This window comes from Micromonospora sp. CA-263727, assembly GCF_050942455.1.
Classification (GTDB): domain Bacteria; phylum Actinomycetota; class Actinomycetes; order Mycobacteriales; family Micromonosporaceae; genus Micromonospora.
Genome location: NZ_CP192031.1, coordinates 2,247,451 through 2,263,252, shown reverse-complemented (window position 1 = coordinate 2,263,252; position 15,802 = coordinate 2,247,451). Strand labels below are relative to the sequence as shown.

Annotated in this window: 15 protein-coding genes; 6 read left to right on the top strand and 9 right to left on the bottom strand. The window is 74.1% G+C overall.

The genetic code is table 11. The annotated features are described in order from the left end of the window. Window positions 1-102: 102 nt before the first annotated feature. Both ACQPYA_RS10300 and ACQPYA_RS10295 read left to right on the top strand, forming a co-directional pair. The gene (locus ACQPYA_RS10300; RefSeq protein ID WP_433532385.1) at window positions 103-639 is read left to right on the top strand and encodes a hypothetical protein; all 537 of its coding nucleotides are present in this window, start codon (window positions 103-105) and stop codon (window positions 637-639) included. 145 nt (window positions 640-784) lie between these two features. Next, window positions 785-2,098, top strand: coding sequence for an MFS transporter (locus ACQPYA_RS10295; RefSeq protein WP_433532384.1), 1,314 nt, complete (start codon window positions 785-787; stop codon window positions 2,096-2,098). A 15-nt stretch (window positions 2,099-2,113) separates the two neighbouring features. On the opposite strand, the gene ACQPYA_RS10290 is transcribed toward ACQPYA_RS10295, so the two are convergent. Then, window positions 2,114-3,154, bottom strand: a complete 1,041-nt coding sequence (locus ACQPYA_RS10290) for an App1 family protein (RefSeq protein ID WP_433532383.1) — start codon at window positions 3,152-3,154, stop codon at window positions 2,114-2,116. Between the two features lie 198 nt (window positions 3,155-3,352). Here ACQPYA_RS10290 and ACQPYA_RS10285 point away from each other — a divergent pair, with 198 nt between their 5' ends. The 4 genes from ACQPYA_RS10285 to ACQPYA_RS10270 all read left to right on the top strand — a co-directional run bounded on the left by ACQPYA_RS10285 (window position 3,353) and on the right by ACQPYA_RS10270 (window position 7,707). Continuing rightward, window positions 3,353-4,975: a hypothetical protein gene (locus ACQPYA_RS10285; RefSeq protein WP_433532382.1), complete on the top strand. Its 1,623-nt coding sequence runs from the start codon at window positions 3,353-3,355 to the stop codon at window positions 4,973-4,975. A 64-nt stretch (window positions 4,976-5,039) separates the two neighbouring features. After that, window positions 5,040-5,834, top strand: coding sequence for a peroxide stress protein YaaA (yaaA, locus tag ACQPYA_RS10280; protein WP_433532381.1), 795 nt, complete (start codon window positions 5,040-5,042; stop codon window positions 5,832-5,834). 98 nt (window positions 5,835-5,932) lie between these two features. After that, a complete protein-coding gene (locus ACQPYA_RS10275; RefSeq protein WP_433532380.1) occupies window positions 5,933-6,643 on the top strand; it encodes a hypothetical protein in 711 nt (236 codons plus the stop codon). A 101-nt stretch (window positions 6,644-6,744) separates the two neighbouring features. Then, window positions 6,745-7,707, top strand: a complete 963-nt coding sequence (locus tag ACQPYA_RS10270; protein WP_433532379.1) for a TAXI family TRAP transporter solute-binding subunit — start codon at window positions 6,745-6,747, stop codon at window positions 7,705-7,707. Between the two features lie 64 nt (window positions 7,708-7,771). Here ACQPYA_RS10270 and ACQPYA_RS10265 read toward each other — a convergent pair whose 3' ends face one another. From ACQPYA_RS10265 to ACQPYA_RS10230, 8 genes are all read right to left on the bottom strand, one after another. Next, on the bottom strand, window positions 7,772-8,026 hold the full coding sequence (locus ACQPYA_RS10265) for a helix-turn-helix transcriptional regulator (protein WP_433532378.1): 255 nt from the start codon (window positions 8,024-8,026) through the stop codon (window positions 7,772-7,774). Between the two features lie 9 nt (window positions 8,027-8,035). Continuing rightward, window positions 8,036-8,899: an ABC transporter permease gene (locus ACQPYA_RS10260; protein WP_433532377.1), complete on the bottom strand. Its 864-nt coding sequence runs from the start codon at window positions 8,897-8,899 to the stop codon at window positions 8,036-8,038. Then, window positions 8,896-9,780: an ABC transporter ATP-binding protein gene (locus ACQPYA_RS10255; RefSeq protein ID WP_433533453.1), complete on the bottom strand. Its 885-nt coding sequence runs from the start codon at window positions 9,778-9,780 to the stop codon at window positions 8,896-8,898. Before ACQPYA_RS10255 ends, ACQPYA_RS10260 begins: the two co-directional genes overlap by 4 nt. Window positions 9,781-9,964: 184 nt before the next feature. Then, a complete protein-coding gene (locus ACQPYA_RS10250; RefSeq protein ID WP_433532376.1) occupies window positions 9,965-11,392 on the bottom strand; it encodes a sensor histidine kinase in 1,428 nt (475 codons plus the stop codon). A 10-nt stretch (window positions 11,393-11,402) separates the two neighbouring features. Next, window positions 11,403-12,059 carry a response regulator transcription factor gene (locus ACQPYA_RS10245; protein ID WP_433532375.1) on the bottom strand — a complete coding sequence of 219 codons (657 nt, stop codon included), beginning with the start codon at window positions 12,057-12,059 and terminating at the stop codon, window positions 11,403-11,405. Between the two features lie 84 nt (window positions 12,060-12,143). After that, window positions 12,144-12,455 carry a hypothetical protein gene (locus ACQPYA_RS10240; protein WP_433532374.1) on the bottom strand — a complete coding sequence of 104 codons (312 nt, stop codon included), beginning with the start codon at window positions 12,453-12,455 and terminating at the stop codon, window positions 12,144-12,146. Between the two features lie 148 nt (window positions 12,456-12,603). Continuing rightward, window positions 12,604-14,961 (bottom strand): DUF6077 domain-containing protein, encoded by a 2,358-nt coding sequence (locus ACQPYA_RS10235; protein ID WP_433532373.1) that lies wholly within the window; start codon window positions 14,959-14,961, stop codon window positions 12,604-12,606. Window positions 14,962-15,165: 204 nt separating this feature from the next. Then, window positions 15,166-15,765, bottom strand: coding sequence for a TetR/AcrR family transcriptional regulator (locus tag ACQPYA_RS10230; RefSeq protein ID WP_433533452.1), 600 nt, complete (start codon window positions 15,763-15,765; stop codon window positions 15,166-15,168). Window positions 15,766-15,802 lie beyond the last annotated feature (37 nt).

The following is a 15,802-nucleotide window of genomic DNA, read 5'->3' as shown; positions in this document are numbered from 1 at the left end:
GTCGGCAACGAGCCGGCGGGCAAGTAGATCGTCGAGCGGTGAACGTCTGGGCGCTCGCGTCCGTACCTCCTCGTGCAGGTGGACGACGAAGGCGGAGGATCGATGGCGAGCAGCAGGCGTACGGTCAGCAACAGCAGGCGCGGGACGCCACCGTGGCAACGGAAGATCGCGGGGATCGCGGCGATCGGGGTGACCCTGGGGGTGGCCTTCGCGGTGGCGACCGGAACCAGTTCGGCCAGCGAGAACTGCGAGGGCCTCGACACGGCCGTGGGCAACAACCTTGCCTTCATCGCGGATCAGCTGGTGTTCCCGGACGCGCTCTCGGAGGCCCGGATCGCCAACCGGCAGGCCGTCGTCGACCAGCTCGAACAGCGGCGTGCGGCGGCCGGCTGCACCGGTGAGGTCGAGGTGCCGGACGCGGACCCGAACGCGGCGCTCAACGGTGGTGCGGCGGAGAACTGCGACGGCCTCGACACCGCGGTCCGCAACAACCTCACCTTCATCGCGGGGCAGCGGCAGAGCCCCGACGCGCTTTCCGAGGCCCGGATCGCCAACCGGCAGGCCGTCATCGACCTGCTCGAACAGCGTCGTACCCTGGCCGGCTGCACCGGTGAGGTCGAGCTGACGCCGGGGAGCTGACACCTCTTCCACGAGCCGAATGCCATCGGGGCCCGCAAGGTCCCGGTGGCATTCGGCTTTCCGGTGCCCCACCCATCACCTTGTGCGGCATCGCCTCGACGTGATAGTCATTCCTGGCCCTTAGGTAAGGCTAACCTAACCAAGAATGAAGGCTGTGATCATGACACCAGCCGTACCCGTCGACGGTCGCACGCCGGATGGCGTCGCCGACGAGCAGATCGACCGGGCCGAGACCGGCGCCAGTGCGCCCGGCCGGTCGGGAAACGCCCAGGTGCCAGTGGTGCTCACCGCCGTCTTCCTGGTCTTCCTCGGTCAGATGACGCTGAACCCGATCATCGCGCCGCTCTCCCGGGAGGTCGGGCTGGCCGAATGGCAGATCGGCATGACCATCAGCATCGCGGCGATCATGGTCGTCGCCACCAGCCAGGCATGGGGGCGGCGCTCCCAGTCCTGGGGACGCAAGCCGGTGCTCGTCGCCGCGTTCGCACTCGCCACCGTGTCGATGGCATTGTTCGCACTCGTCGCCACGCTCGGAATGGGTGGGCTGGTCAGCGGCACGGTGCTGTTCACGCTCTTCGTCCTGCTGCGCGGCGTCGCCTTCGGCGCCGCGATCGCCGCCGTCCCGACGACCGCGCAGGCGTACATCGCCGACATCACCAGCAGCGAGCCCGAACGGGTCCGGGGCATGGCCGGCGTCGGCACCGCCCAGGGGATCGCGATGGTCGGCGGCGCGGTGGTCGGCGGACTGCTCGCCGCGTTCGGGCTGCTGGCACCGCTGGTCGCGGTCCCCGTCCTGCTCGGTGTCGGGCTCGCCCTGGTGGCGCTGCGGCTGCGCCGGCAGGGCGTGGCCGAACTCGTCGAGAAGCCGGTACGGATCAGTCCGTGGGACGCCCGGGTGTGGCCGTACCTGCTCGCGGGCTTCGGGATGTTCACCGCCCTCGGCTTCGTCCAGATCGTCACCGGGTTCATCGTCCAGGATCGCTTCGGGCTGGACGCGGAGGCGACCGGGCTGCTCACCGGGGGCGCGTTGCTGGCGGCCGGGGTGGGCATGGTCGTGGCGCAGGCCGTCATCGTCCCACGTAGCCAATGGCGACCGCCGACGCTGCTGCGGGTCGGCGGCAGCGTCGCCCTGGCCGGCTTCGTCCTGCTCCTCCCGGCCGCCCCCGTCGCCGTCCTGATCGCCGCGATCCTGCTGATCGGTCTCGGGCTCGGTATCGCGATGCCCGGCTACATCGCCGGCCCGACGCTGTCCAGCACTCGCGAGGAACAGGGCGGGTTGGCCGGGCTGATCAGCGCGAACAGCGCGCTGACCTTCGTGGTCGCCCCCACCGCCGGCACCGCCCTCTACTCGCTCTGGCCGCCGCTGCCGGTGATCGTCGGGGCCGCCGTCATGGCCGGGGTGACGCTCTTCGTCCTCGCCCACCCGCGGTTCCGAGACCGCGGCGCGTCACCCGCCTGACCCGCCACGTCGCAGTCAGACCAGGCCAGCGCCGTGCAGCAGCGTCCAGAGGCCGGCGCCGTCGGGCGCGGAGAGCCACTTCTGCCCCACCGGCCCCTCCGTCGCGCGGCCGTGCGGGACGGGCAGGCTGCCGGCGAGCACCGCCTGGGTGGGCGAGAGCCGACGGATCGCCACGCCCGCCACGTTCTCCGGGTGGGCGGCGGCGAACTCCCGGTAGATCTCCTGGTCGTGCTGGCCGTCGTCGCCGACGAGCAGCCAGCGTACGTCGGGGAACTCCCGGGCCAGCCGGGCCAGGGTGGCCCGCTTGTGCTCCCGGCCGCTGCGGAACCAGCGGTCGTGGGTGGGCCCCCAGTCGGTCAGCAGCAGCGGGCCGGCCGGGTAGAGGTGCCGGGAGAGGAACCGGGTCAACGTCGGGGCGACGTTCCACGCGCCGGTGGACAGGTAGAACACCGGGGCCCCGGGGTGGGCGGTGACCAGCCGCTCGTAGAGCACCGCCATGCCGGGGACCGCCGCGCGGGCGTGCTCGTCGAGGACGAAGGTGTTCCACGCGGCGAGCAGTGGGCGGGGCAGCGCGGTCACCATGACCGTGTCGTCGATGTCGGAGAGGATGCCGAAGCGGACCTCCGGGTCCAGGATGCGTACCGGCGCCTCGACCGGCTCGGCGTCCGGCGTGCTGAGCCGCACCGAGCCCCAGCCGGGCGGCAGCTCCGCCTCGACCACGGTGTCGACGAAGCCGCTGCGGTCCGCCTGCGTCTCGTGGCTCACCCCGCCGGTCTCGATGGTCACCGTGACGTGCTTGGCCGGCAGGGTGGTGAAGCTGCGCCAACCCCGGACCTTCTCCAGCCGGCCCCGTTCACGCTTGTCGGGCCGCCCCAGCAACACCCGGCACATCACGCGTACCCAACCGGGCGCGCCGTAGCCGGTGTAGGCGATGATGTTGATCCGCCAGCCCGTCCGCCGCAGCCGGCGCTCGACCAGGGCGTGCACGGCGTCCTCGATCCGCGCGGCCCGGTGCAGGTTCGGAACGGCCAGTTGGCCGGCGGGAGTGGGTGGCACGCTGCAACCCTGCCACACGCCTGCGACCTCGGCCACGCGGAGCCGGCCAGCGCCCCCGCCCCGTTGATCGCCTGCATTTCGCTGACCGGAGACGCCGGGACGGCAGTCACCGGAATGCAGACGATCAAGGACAACGGCGCGCGGGTGGCCCGCCGAGCGTGAAACACTCCGGTCGGGACGACGACGGGGGCGATGGTCGTGCCACCAGCAGTGCTACCGGGGCAGCAGCGCCGGCGATGGCGTCCACGGCTGGACCGGCCGGCGCTCGTCGCGCTGCTGCTCGGCGCGCTCGGGGTCGGCTACCGGCTGCTCCTCACGGCGCAGACCGTGCCGGTGTCCAACAGCGACGAGGCGACCTTCGGGCTGGCCGCGCTGCACATCGCGCAGGGTCGGGAACACCCGGTCTTCCTCTACGGCCAGCGTTACATGGGCATGCTGGAGTCCTACCTGGCCGCGCCCCTGATCGCGGTGGCCGGGCCGAGCTGGCCGGTGCTGCGGCTGCCGCTGCTGGCGCTCTACGCGCTGTTCCTCTGGCTGATCCACCGGCTGACCCGGCGGATCGGCTCGCCGTGGTTCGCCACCGCGATCGTCGGGCTGTTGGCGCTGGGCTCCGAGCGGGTGATCCGGGACCAGGTGACGGCGGTCGGTGGCCGGGCGGAGGTCAAGGTCGCGGTGCTGGCGATGCTCCTGGTCGTGGTGGGGCTGGCCCGGCGGGCGGTACGGCACCGCCGGCTGGCCGTCGGCGGCTTCGGGCTGCTCGCCGGGCTGGCCCTCTGGTCGGACTGGCTGATCGTGCCGTACCTGGCGGTGGCCGGGCTGGCGTTGCTCTGGGCCCTCCGCCGGGAGTTGCTGGGCGGGGCGGGGCTGCTGCTGGTCGCCGGGTTCGCCGTCGGGGTCGCCCCGATGATCCGCGACAACCTGGTCGCCCCGCCCGGCCAGGACTCCCTGTCGGTGCTGCGCACGATCAGCAGCGGGAGCGGGCCGGCGCCGCCGTGGTCGCAGCGGCTGGGTGGTGGGCTGCTGGAGGGGGTGCCGCTGGCCGCCGGGCTCTGCCCGGTCGACGGCTGCGCCCGCTGGCAGGAGTGGTTCGGCCTGCTCTACCCCGTGCTGCTGGCCGTCGCGGCGGCACTCGCGGTGGTCGCGTACCGCCGGGGCACCGGGCGGCCCGACCGGGTCGGCCCGGTGCTGCACCTCGCGCTGCTCGCCGGTGCCGCGCTGACCCTGCTGGCGTACGTGCGCAGCCCGCTCGCCGCCACGGAGCCGCTGAGCAACGCCCGCTATTTGTCGGTGCTGCAACTGTCCCTGCCGGCGGTGCTCTGGCCGCTCTGGGTGTCGGCGGTGGCCTGCTGGCGCGGCACGGTCGGCGCGGCGGGCCGGCTGGCCGGCGCGTTGTCCACCGCCGTGCTGGCCGCCCTGGCGGCGATCTCGCTGGTGGTCACCGTGATCTTCGCCACCGCCGGCGCGACGCCGGGCCGCACCCAGGAACGGCACGCCCGCGATCTTGCCGCCACGGTCCGCGCCGCCGGGCTGCGCGAGGTGTACGGCGACTACTGGACGTGCAACCGGCTGGTCTTCAACACCGCCGAGGAGGTGGTCTGCGGGGTGCTCGACGGCGATCTGCACCGCGGGCAGAACCGCTACCCGGCGTACTGGTGGCGGCTGGCCCGCGCCGAGCGGCCCGGATACGTGCTGGCCACCGGCACGCCGGCCGAACGGCGACTGCGGGAACTGCTCGGCGACCAGGCCGACCCGGCGCTGCTCGCCGAGGTCGGCGAGTACCGGGTGTACCACCCGCGGACGCCGGTGCGACCGTGGCGGTAGGGCGGGCCGTACGCTGGCCGGACCCGGCGCGTGGTGCGAACCGGGGCCGCCCGAGGAGTCGCCGATGCTCATCCTGCTGCCGCCCTCCGAGGGCAAGGCCGACGCCGGGACGGGCCGTCGGCTGGACCTGGCCCGGCTCTCCCTGCCGGAGTTGAACCCCGTCCGGGCGCAGGTGCTGGCCGCGCTGGTCGCGCTCGGCGCCGGGCCACCGGAGGTGGCGCTGGCCGCGCTCGGGCTCGGCCCGACCCAGCACGGAGAGCTGCGGCGCAACGCGCGGCTGGAGCAGGCCGCCACCGCACCGGCCGGCCGGATCTACACCGGCGTGCTCTACGAGGCCCTCGACCTGGCCACGCTTCCGCCGGCAGCGCAGCGGGCGGCCGGGCGGCAGGTGCTGGTCAGCTCCGGCCTGTGGGGGGCGGTACGGCTGACCGACCGGATCCCGCCGTACCGCTGCCCGATCGGGGCCCGACTGCCCGGCCTCGGTGCGTTGCCGGCGCTGTGGCGGCGGGTGCTGGCGTCCGCGCTGACCGCGGCGGCCGGCACCGGCCCGGTGCTGGATCTGCGCTCCGGCGCGTACGCCGCCGCCTGGACGCCCCGCGGCGAGCTGGCCGCGCGCACCGTAACCGTGCGGGTGCTGCACGAGCGGGAGGTCGACGGCGTGCCGGTGCGCTCGGTGGTCAGCCACTTCAACAAGGCCACCAAGGGCCGGCTGGTCCGTGACCTGCTGCTCGCGGGCGCCCGGCCGGGTACCGCCGATGCCCTGGTGAGCGCCCTGCGGGACCTGAAGTACACGGTCTGCGAGCAGCCCACGCCCCCGGGGCGCGCCCGTCAGCTGGACGTCGTGGTTTCCGAGCTGTAACGAGGCGCAAGATTTCCTCAAGGCTGGGCCGGATCGGTACCACCCACCGGCGTCACGGGTCACCGTAAGGAAACCCGACGCCACAAGGAGGCCCTCCGGTGGTTGCCGAACCGATCCTGCTCGACCGACACCGTCCGCCGCCGACCCAGCCGCCGCCGGCCCAGCCGCCGCCGGTCCTTCCGCTACTGGACTGGACGACTCTGGCCGACGCGTTCGAGACGGCCTGCCTGCTGCGGTGCATGCCGCCCCCGGCAGCGCCCGGCCAGCGGCTGGCCCGCCTACCGGCCCAGACGGGCCGGGCGGCGACGATCGAGTTCAACCGGGAGGAGGCGGCCCGGCGGACCCGCCAGCTGCTCGACCGCCTCGGCATTCCGGTCCGGCACGAACGGGCCGTCGGCGGGCTGCGCCGCCGCTACGAGCTACACCGCCTGGACGTGCCCCGGGAGCACCGGGCGGCGTACCTGACGCTGGTGGAGAACGGCTGGCACCGCGGCCGGCGGGAGCTGCTCGGTGGGCCGCTGCCCGGCGCCTCGACGGTACGCCGGCTGCGGCGCACCGGGCTGGCCGCCGCCGCCTGGCGGGCCGCGCTGCTGGCCGGTGGGCGGCATGTCCGCCGGCACATCCTCGGGGTGCGGATCACCGACCGGGAACTCGCCGCCGTGCTGGTTCGCGGCGCGGCGCTGCTCGACGTGCCGGCGATGCTGCGCGCCGGCACCGGCTGTTACCTGGTCAGCGTCGCCCACGGCCGGGACCGGGACCGGATCCTCCAGCACGCCGGGGCGCAGACGGCGCAGCGCCCGGTCGCCTGACAACCGGAGCGGCCATCGCCGCGCCCCGACGCGCCCAGCATCCACGACATCCCCACCTGCGGGCTTGCGCCACGGGGGTTCGGCGGCGCACAGTGCTGCCCGTGAGCCGTACCCGGTATGCCGCCCGAGCCCGGCGGCGCGGCGCCCACGCGACGCTGGCGCTCGCCGTGCTGCTGGCCCTGCCCGGCCTCGGCGGTTGCCGGGACTCCCCCGCCGAGTCGGTACGCATCCGCATCGCCACCGGCAGCCCGACCGCCGTCTACCACGCCTTCGGCGAGTCGCTGGCCACCATCCTCAACCGGGAGCTGCCCAACGTGCACGCCGAGGTGATGGTCACCGCCGCCTCGGCGGAGAACGTCCGGCTGCTCGGTGCCGGCGAGGCCGAACTCGGCTTCACCCAGGCCGACGTGCTGCCCGCCGATCCGGATCCGGACTCACCGGTGATGGCGGTCGCCCGGGTCTACGACGACCTGCTGCACCTGGTCACCTCCGCCGACAGCCCGGTGCACACCCTGACCGACCTGCGCGGACGCCGGGTATCGGTCGGCGCGCCGGGGTCGGGGACCGAGATCACGGTCCGCCGGCTGCTCACCGTGGCGGGGCTGGACGGCGCGCAGGTGCACCGGGAACGGCTCGGCCTGGACGACTCGGTGGCCGCCCTGCGGGCCGGGCAGATCGACGCCTTTTTCTTCTCCGGTGGACTCCCGGTGCGCGCCGTCGCCCAGTTCGCCCGGGACAACCCCACCCGCATCGTCGACCTCGGCGAGTGGGTCGCGCCGCTGCGCCAGGGCAACCCGGAGGTGTACGTGCCCCGGGACATCCTCCGCTCGGTGTACGGCATCGACCCGGTCACCACCGTGGCCAACCCCAACTATCTGCTGGTCCGGGCCGACCTGCCGGAGGCGCTGGTCCGCGAGGTGACCCGGCTGCTGATGGAGCGGCGCTCCGAGCTGGCTGCCGCGCACCCGGCAGCCGGGCGGATGAGCCCCCGGGCGGCGATCGCCACCTCGCCGCTGCCCCTGCACCCCGGCGCGGCGGCCTGGTACCGGGCCAGCAAACCCTGACCCGGACGGGTCAGCGACCGCCGGGAAACCCCGAGCAGCTTCCGCCGGTCTCCCGGACGCTCGGTCAGGCGGAGCGGGGGACGGGTGTGGCGACGGTGTCGCCGAGGCGGGGGAACGCCTCGGTGGAGAAGACCACCTCCACCGGCACCTCGAAGTGCCGGGCGATCCGCAACGCCAGGTGCAGGCTGGGGCTGAACTCCCCCCGCTCCAGGTAGCCGACCGTCTGGTAGTGGACGCCCAGCGCCTCGGCCAGTTGCCGGCGGGAGATCCCGCGCTCCGCCCGCAGCATGGCGATGCGGTTGTACACGACCTCATTCATGGCTCGTCCTCACGTCACCCGCTGTAGCGCCTTCTCCCGGCGGGCGGCGACGCTGGACCCGGACTCCCGACGCGCCATCCGGCGCAGCACCACCGGCGCCAGGACGAGCCCGACGACCGCCCAGGCACCGAGCGCCAGCAGCGTCTCCAGGTGTCGCCAGGACTGGCCGATCTCGACGGCGGCCATGGCGTCGGGCAGCAGCGCCGACCGCATGCCGAGGCCGAGCCAGTAGATCGGGAAGACGTGTGCGAGGCCCTGCACCCAGCCCGGCAGGGCGGTGATCGGGTAGAAGATGCCGGAGGTGGCGATGAGGCCCATGATCGGCAACATGATCAGCCCGAGGTTGCGCGGGTTCGACAGCAGCGACCCGAAGACCGCCCCGATCGGCATGGTCGCCACCATCCCGATCAGCAGCACCCAGGCCAGCGTCACCCAGGCGCCGACGCTGCCCAGCATCAGCCCGTCGAAGAGGAAGATCCCCGGGAGGAGCAGCAGGGCGACGCTGACCAGCGTCATCCCGGCGACCAGGGTGATCTTGCTGATGAGATAGCCGAGCATCCCGTTCGGCGTGGCCTTGGCCCGCAGCAGGGTGCCGTCCTCGCGCTCGATGGTGAGGATCGAGGCGACGCTGACCAGGCCGCCGAACGCCACCGTCATGCCGAGGGTGCTGGGCAGGGTCTGCGCGCCCAGCGAGAAGTTGGTGCCCGGCACCTCCGCGCCCCGCAGGAAGAACATCACCACCAGCAGGATGGCCGTGGGGAAGAAGTAGCCCCAGAGGGTCTCGGCGTTGGTGAAGCTCTGCCGCAACTCGATCCGGCCACGGGACAGACCCGCCCGGGCCGCCACGAACAGCGGACGGACCGTCGGACTCATCGGGCCACCTCCTCGAAGACGCGGGCCGCGCGGTCGGCACGCCCGGACTCGTACTCGCGGACCAACGCCATGTAGGTGTCCTCCAGGCTGGCCCGCCGCACCTCAAGGTCGGCGATCTCCTCGCCGTACTGGGCGAACAACTCCCGGACGAACCCGGTCGCGTCGCTGGTGGAGTGCACGAACCGCCCCTTGCCCCGGCTCCACCGCACCTCGGCCTCGACGGAGATCCGTCGGGACAGCTCGTCGGCCGACCCGCTGGCGATGATCCGGCCGCCGGCCAGGATGAGGATCCGGTCGGCCAGCTTCTCCGCCTCGTCCAGGTCGTGGGTGGTGAGCAGGATCGTGGTGTCGTCGATGTCGCTCAGCCGGTGCACCAGGTCGTGGAACTCGCGCCGGGCGGCCGGGTCGAAGCCGGCGGTCGGCTCGTCGAGGAAGAGCACCTCCGGCCGGCCGACGATGCCGATCGCCACGTCGACCCGGCGGCGCTGACCGCCGGAGAGTTGCCCGACCTTCTTGTCGGCGTGCTCGGTCAGGCCGACCACCTCGATCAGCTCGTCGACGTGCCACGGCCGGCGGATCGTCTCGGTCGAGTAGGGCCCGTAGTAGGTGCCGAGGTGTTGCAGCAGCTCCCGCACCCGCCACCGGCCGTGGTCGCGCCAGGACTGGAGCACCACGCCGAGCCGGGCCCGCCACCGCTCGTCGCCCTGCGCGGGGTCGACCCCCAGCACCCCGATCTGGCCGCCGGAGCGCATCCGGAAACCCTCCAGGATCTCGATGGTGGTCGTCTTGCCCGCACCGTTGGGGCCGAGCAGCGCCAGCACCTCGCCCTGCCGGGCGGTGAACGAGACCCCGGAGAGCACATCGGTGGAGCCGTACCGCATCCGCAGGTCGTGCACTTCCAGGGCGACGCCCCGGTCGGTGGACGACCCGCTGCCGGTCGGGGTGCCCACCCCGGCGTCAACGGCCATGACCTCTCCTCCCCGTACTATTCCTGCGCGGAACGATAGCACTCCTACTACATTTCGCCGCAAGCCTATGCTTCTGGCTTCCGTGCTGATGCCCGGCTCAGGCCACCACCGGCGCGGGCGGCACCGGCGCGGACGGTTCGGCGGGACCGGCCGGTGCGGCGGGAGCCGGGAACCAGAGGGCGGCGACCAGGCCGCGCGGGTGGTTCGAGTGCATGGTCAGCCGACCGTCGGAGGCGTCGACCAGCACCGCGGCGATGGTCAGCCCCAACCCGGCGCCGTCCACGTTCTGCACCTCCGGCGCCCGCCAGAACCGCTCGGTGGCCTGGCCGAGCTGGCTGCGGGTCATGCCCGGGCCGGTGTCGCGTACCTCCAGCGCGATCCCGCCGTCGCGGGCCGCGACGGAGACCGTCACCTCGCCGCCCGCCGCGCTGAACTTCACCGCGTTGTCGATCAGCGCGTCGAGCGCCTGGTCGATGGCGGTCGGCACGGTCCGGGCGTACACCGGGGTCGGGTCGGCCGCCAGGCGCAGGGCGATCGACCGGTGCCGGGCCAGCGGCTCCCAGGCCGCCACCCGGGACGCGGCCGTCGCCGTCGCGTCGACGATCACCTGCTGGTTCTCCCGGCGCTCGGCACGGGCCAGGGTGAGCAGCGCGTCGAGGAGCAGGGCCAGCCGGTCGGTCTCCTCCAACGCCAGCCGGTGCTCGGCGCGGCCCTGCGGATCGGTGAGGTTCGGCCCCAGCTCCTCCACCCGCAGCCGCAGCGCGGTCAACGGGTTGCGCAGCTGGTGGCTGGCGTGCGCGACGAAGGCCCGCTGCCGGTCCATCACGTCGGAGACGACGTCGGCCATGTGGTTGAAGCTCGCCGCCAGGCGGCGCAGCTCCGGCGGGCCCAGCCGGTGTTGCACCCGGGCGCTCCGGTCGCCCTCGGCGATCTCGTGGGTGACCGCGTCCAGTTCGGTGACCGGGCGCAGCACCCAGCCGGCCAGCCCGAACGCGGTGAGCACGCAGGCCAGCACGGCGAGCAGACCGATCGCGGTGAGCAGCAACCACCAGGTGGCCACCGTACGGCGCACCCCGTCGGTCGGCGTCGCGGTGACCACCGCCCCAAGCACCTCGCCACCGTCGTTGATGGGCACCGCCACCACGATCGGCCCGGTCAGCCAGGGCCACACCGAGTCCGGCCCGCTGATCTGCTGGCCGGACAACGCGACGTCCAGCGCCTCCCGGGTGCCCAGGGCCGGCCGCCAACTCGCCGAGGCCGCCACGATCCGGCGGTCCCGATCGAGCACCGCGGCGCCGATGCCGTACAGCTCGTCGTAGCTGTCCAGTTCGTTGTCGAGCGGGCCGGGCGCGCCACCGCGCAGCGCCGGCCCGGCCAGCGAGGCGAACCGGGTGGCGTCGGCGAGCCGGTCGGCCCGGACCCGGTCGGTCTCCCAGGTGGTCAGGGTCGCCGCCAGCGGCGTGCCCAACGCCACCAGCACCAGCACCATCAGCAGCAGGTAGCTGATCACCAGGCGCCGCCGCACCGCAGGCCCCTCACTCGTTCCGCAGCCGGTACCCGACGCCGCGGACGGTTTCCACCAGGCGCGGGTCGCCGAGCTTGCCGCGCAGCGAGCCGACGTGCACCTCCACGGTGTGCCGGTCGGCGAAGGTGGTCCCCCAGGCGTCGAGCAGGATCCGGTCCCTGGGCACCGCGACCCCGGGCTGCCGGGCCAACGAGAGCAGGACGTCGAACTCCTTTCGGGTCAGCGAGACCGGCCGGTCGGCCACGGTGACCGTGCGGGCGGCCACGTCGATGCGTACCGGCCCGACCTCGATCAGGTTGCGGGCCGGCGCCGCGTGCGAGGCGCGACGGAGCACCGCCTCGATGCGGGCCTGCAACTCCACCATCGAGAAGGGCTTGACCACGTAGTCGTCGGCGCCGAGCCGCAGGCCGAGCACCCGGTCCCGCTCCTCGCCCCGGGCGGTCACCGCGATGATGCCGAGTTGGCTGCTGCGCCGGCGCAGCTCGCGGCACAGGTCGGTGCCGTCGCCGTCGGGCAGGGTCAGGTCGAGCAGCACCAGGTCGCAGGGGGCCGCGGAGATGGCGGCGGCGACGGTGGCGGCGTGTTCCACCTCGTACCCACGCCGGGTCAGCGCGGACGACAACGCGGCGGCCACCCGACGGTCGTCCTCGACCAGCAGGATGCGCACCCGGCCTCCCCGTTCGGTCTGCTCCGCTGAAGATGGTCGCAGACAATCGGCCGAGGTGACAGGCCCGGGGCCGGTGGGCGGCCCCTAGAGCCCGAAGACCTCGTCGGCGGTGGTGTCCCGCACCCCGTCCAGGAAGCCCTTGAAGCCGGGATCGTCGTGGCTGGCCGGCACGGTGGCGACGAGTTCGCCGGTGGCCTCGGCGACCGCGTCGACCAGCGGCGGGAAGTCGATCTCCGAGTCGGCCAGGGTGTCGTCGTCGGCCTCGCCGAGGTTGATCACGTGCTGCACGTCCTCGGACGGGGTGGCGGGGTCGTCGGCCCAGTCGGCGCCGGCCCGGTAGCACTCGTCGTAGAGGGCGCGCTGGCTGTCGGTCCAGTCCTCGTGGTAGCTCTCCATAGCCCAAACCCCCTCTGCGACGGCCTGCCCCTGTCGAGCATGCCCGCCGGCGCGACGGACCGGGCCGGTACCGGACAAAACCGCCGCCCGCCGGCCGGTCGCCCGCCGGCCGGTCGTCGGGGCGGCGACCCGAGCCGGGCCGGCGGGGTCACTCCCGGCGCAGGCAGGTCACCGCGTTCGGGTGGACGGGCGGATCGGCGGGACGCTCGGCGAACTCGGTGTAGCCGAGCCGCGCGGCGGTCCGGCGGGCGAAGCGGTTCTGGCTGTAGACGCAGATCGTGCCGACGTCCACCCGCTCCAGTGCCGCGGCCACCTCGTCGCGGGTCGGCCGCTCCGCAGCCGGGCCGCCGTTGGCGAACCGGGTCAGCACCAGCCGGTCCCGGGCGAACTGCGAGTTCAGGTCGTACTCGACCAGGAAGAGGTCGCGCGGCAGCACCACCCGCACCTGGCTGGTCAGGATCGGGATGGTCCGCATGATGCTCGCCGGCGCGAGCACCAGCCCGTCCGGGCGGTCGAGACCCTCGATCCACTCCGCGATGGCCTGCCGCGGCGGCCGGAGCTTGAGGGTGGGCTGGTCGTACACCTCCACCCCGCTGCGCTCGGACCACATCGGGGTGGCGTAGACGGCGAACGAGGCCACCATCGCCCCGGCCAGCACCACGCCGGCCAGGGCGCGCACGGTACGCAGCCGGGTGGGCAGCCAGACGGTGCACAGCAGCCCGATCAGCGCCGGCAGGGCGAGCAGCCACGGCACCCGCCAGAGCACCACCGAGATGCCGGTGAGCGCGCTGAGCCACTCCAGCACCCCGGGCACCAGCAGCACGCTCAGCGTCAGGGCGCCGCCGGCCGCGAGCAGCGCCGGGGTACGGCGGCGGGCCAGCAACGGCCCGCACCAGAGGGCGAGCCCGCCGATCACGCCCACGATGCCGATCTCGAAGGTACGCCGGTAGGTGTGCGCGGCGTCGTAGAAGTTGACGTCCGCCGCGGCCTCGTTGGCCGACGTGCCGAGGATCAGCTGGGTGGCGAGCACCGCCCCGACCGGATACGCCAGGGCGGCCACGCCGGCGGCCAGCGCCGACTTCCAGCGCCCCACCAGCAGCATCATCAGGGCCGCCCCGCCGACCAGCAGCGGCAGGATGATCGCGGCGGTGGTGGTCAGCCCGATCGCGGCGACCGAGAGCGCGACGATCAGCACCAGCCCGCGCTTGGCGCGGTCGTCGAACCAGCGGGTCAGGTAGAGCCACATCAACGGCACGACCGCGGAGACGAACATCCCCTTGCCCTGGTAGAGCCGGGGCAGATGGAAGGTGCCCAGGGCCGCGTCCGGCCCGGCGACCAGCGCGAGGAAGGCGGCGGCCACGGTGAAGGCGAGCACCGGCCGGCGTGGCGCCCAGCGTTGCACCAGCCGCCAGAGCGCCAGCACGGCGAGCACCGCCATCGCCGGCAGCAGCACGTACCAGGTGGCCTCGGCGCCGGAGATGCCGAGGAAACGACCGAGCGCACCGGCGAGGACCTCGATGCTGGCGATCGGGGGCTGGGAGGCCATCGCCGGCAGGACGTTCTCGCTGAACAGGAAGTCGTTGAGCGGGACGAGGTCCCGGTCGGCCACCCACGCCGCCCGGCCCAGGTAGTAGACGTCGTCCGGGGTGCTGCGGGCGAAACGGAGCGAGGCGACCGCGGCCACCCCCGCGATCAGCAGCGCGTACACCGACTGCCCGGCGGTGGTTGCCGGCGCGGCCGGCCGGCTCGCCGGGAGGGCCCGCCAGCTCCGCCAGGTCAGCAGCACCGCCCCGGCGGCGGCCACCGCCCCGGCGGAGGCCGGCACCCACCAGGACAGGCCGGCGCCGGCCGGGGTGCCGGCCAGGCCGGCGGTGATCGCCGCGCCGGCGCCGACCAGCAGGACCAGCGCGGTCCACCAGCGCTGGGCGACCGGCATCCGGCCGGCCCGGTCCGCCGCCGGGCGGCCGGCCAGCGACTCGGCGTCCGGCCGGTCCGGCCGCCGCGCCACGTCGGCGTCCCCGCCGCTGACGGCCGCCGCGTCCGGGCTGACGGCGGCAACCGCGTCCGGGCTGACGGCGGCAACCGCGTCCGGGCTGACGGCGGCAACCGCGTCCGGGCTGACGGCCGGATCGGGCTCCGCCCGCTCCTGGGCCGGGGTGGACTCGGGCTCCGGGTCGGTCGCCGGGTTCCCGGCGGCGCGCCCGCGCCACCACCGCACGGCGACCCGGATCACCAGGGCGAGCAGCGCCAACGCCGGGCCGGCGACCAGCCAGATCCGGAGCGTCAGCGACGGTGCGAGGCCCAGCGGCAGGGCGGCGTGGTAGAGCAGCGTCCAGAGCGCGAACGCCAGCACGGCACCGTCGGTCAGCACGGCGGGAATGGCGGCGATCCCCGCCCGGATGCGACCCGACACCGCGCGGGTACGGGTGAACCGGGTGGAATCTGGACCGGTCGGCCCGTCGGCCGCTGCCGGCGTGGGCGCGGCGGCGACGGTTTGGTCGGTCATCGACACGGAGCGTCCTTGTCGTAGAACGGGCAGGTGCGGCGCGCTGGTTCGTTCCGAGCGCCCGGGCGGCCCTCGTGCCGCACAAAACCACACCGAGAGTAGTAGTCGGTCCCGGGCTGCCGGGTCGAGCCGACGCGCGGGACGACGCCGCTGCGGTCCGGGTTGCCGGTCGACCCCGCCAGCGGTACCCCGGGCGGACCCGGCTCAACCAGTGACGGGCGCCTCGCGCTGGCGGGGCAGCGCGTCCTGTGCGCCGAGCCCGAGCGCCACCGACTCGACCAGGTTCTCCAGGTAGCTGTCGGTGAGCGGGGTGCGGGCGATGGCGAGCCGCCAGTACAGCGGCCCCACGATCAGGTCGACCGCCGCCTCCGGGTCGGTGGCGGCGGGCAGTTCGCCGCGCTGCACCGCCCGGCTGATCAGCCGGCCGGCGACCTCCTGCTGCCGGGCCCGCAGCACCTGCTGGAGCGTCTCGCCGATGGTCGGGTTGCGGGCCGCCTCGGCCAGCAGGTCGGGAATGATCTGCGAGGCCAGCGGGTGCCGCAGCGCGTGCGCCACCACCTGGAACAGCAGCGCGAGGTCGCCGCGCAGGCTGCCGGTATCCAGCGCGGGCAGGCGACCCCCGGCGGCGGTGGCGACCACCTCCAGGACGAGGTCGAGTTTCGAGCTCCACCTACGATAGATCGCAGTCTTGCTGACGCCGGCCCGGCGGGCCACCGCCTCGATGGAGAGCCGGCCGTAGCCGACCGCGGCGAGTTCCTGCATGAGGGCGCGACGGATGGCCGTGGTGATCTCACCACGGAGCACCGCCGCGCCGGCGGGTGCGCGCCTCTTCCCGGTCGTC

Bases quoted from the DNA above. Each gene is read 5' to 3' on its own strand.
- ACQPYA_RS10255 (WP_433533453.1), bottom strand. From the start codon at position 9,780: ATGCGGTACGGCTCCACCGATGTGCTCTCCGGGGTCTCGTTCACCGCC.
- ACQPYA_RS10300 (WP_433532385.1), top strand. From the start codon at position 103: ATGGCGAGCAGCAGGCGTACGGTCAGCAACAGCAGGCGCGGGACGCCA.
- ACQPYA_RS10235 (WP_433532373.1), bottom strand. From the start codon at position 14,961: ATGACCGACCAAACCGTCGCCGCCGCGCCCACGCCGGCAGCGGCCGAC.
- ACQPYA_RS10260 (WP_433532377.1), bottom strand. From the start codon at position 8,899: ATGAGTCCGACGGTCCGTCCGCTGTTCGTGGCGGCCCGGGCGGGTCTG.
- yaaA (WP_433532381.1), top strand. From the start codon at position 5,040: ATGCTCATCCTGCTGCCGCCCTCCGAGGGCAAGGCCGACGCCGGGACG.
- ACQPYA_RS10295 (WP_433532384.1), top strand. From the start codon at position 785: ATGAAGGCTGTGATCATGACACCAGCCGTACCCGTCGACGGTCGCACG.
- ACQPYA_RS10240 (WP_433532374.1), bottom strand. From the start codon at position 12,455: ATGGAGAGCTACCACGAGGACTGGACCGACAGCCAGCGCGCCCTCTAC.
- ACQPYA_RS10265 (WP_433532378.1), bottom strand. From the start codon at position 8,026: ATGAATGAGGTCGTGTACAACCGCATCGCCATGCTGCGGGCGGAGCGC.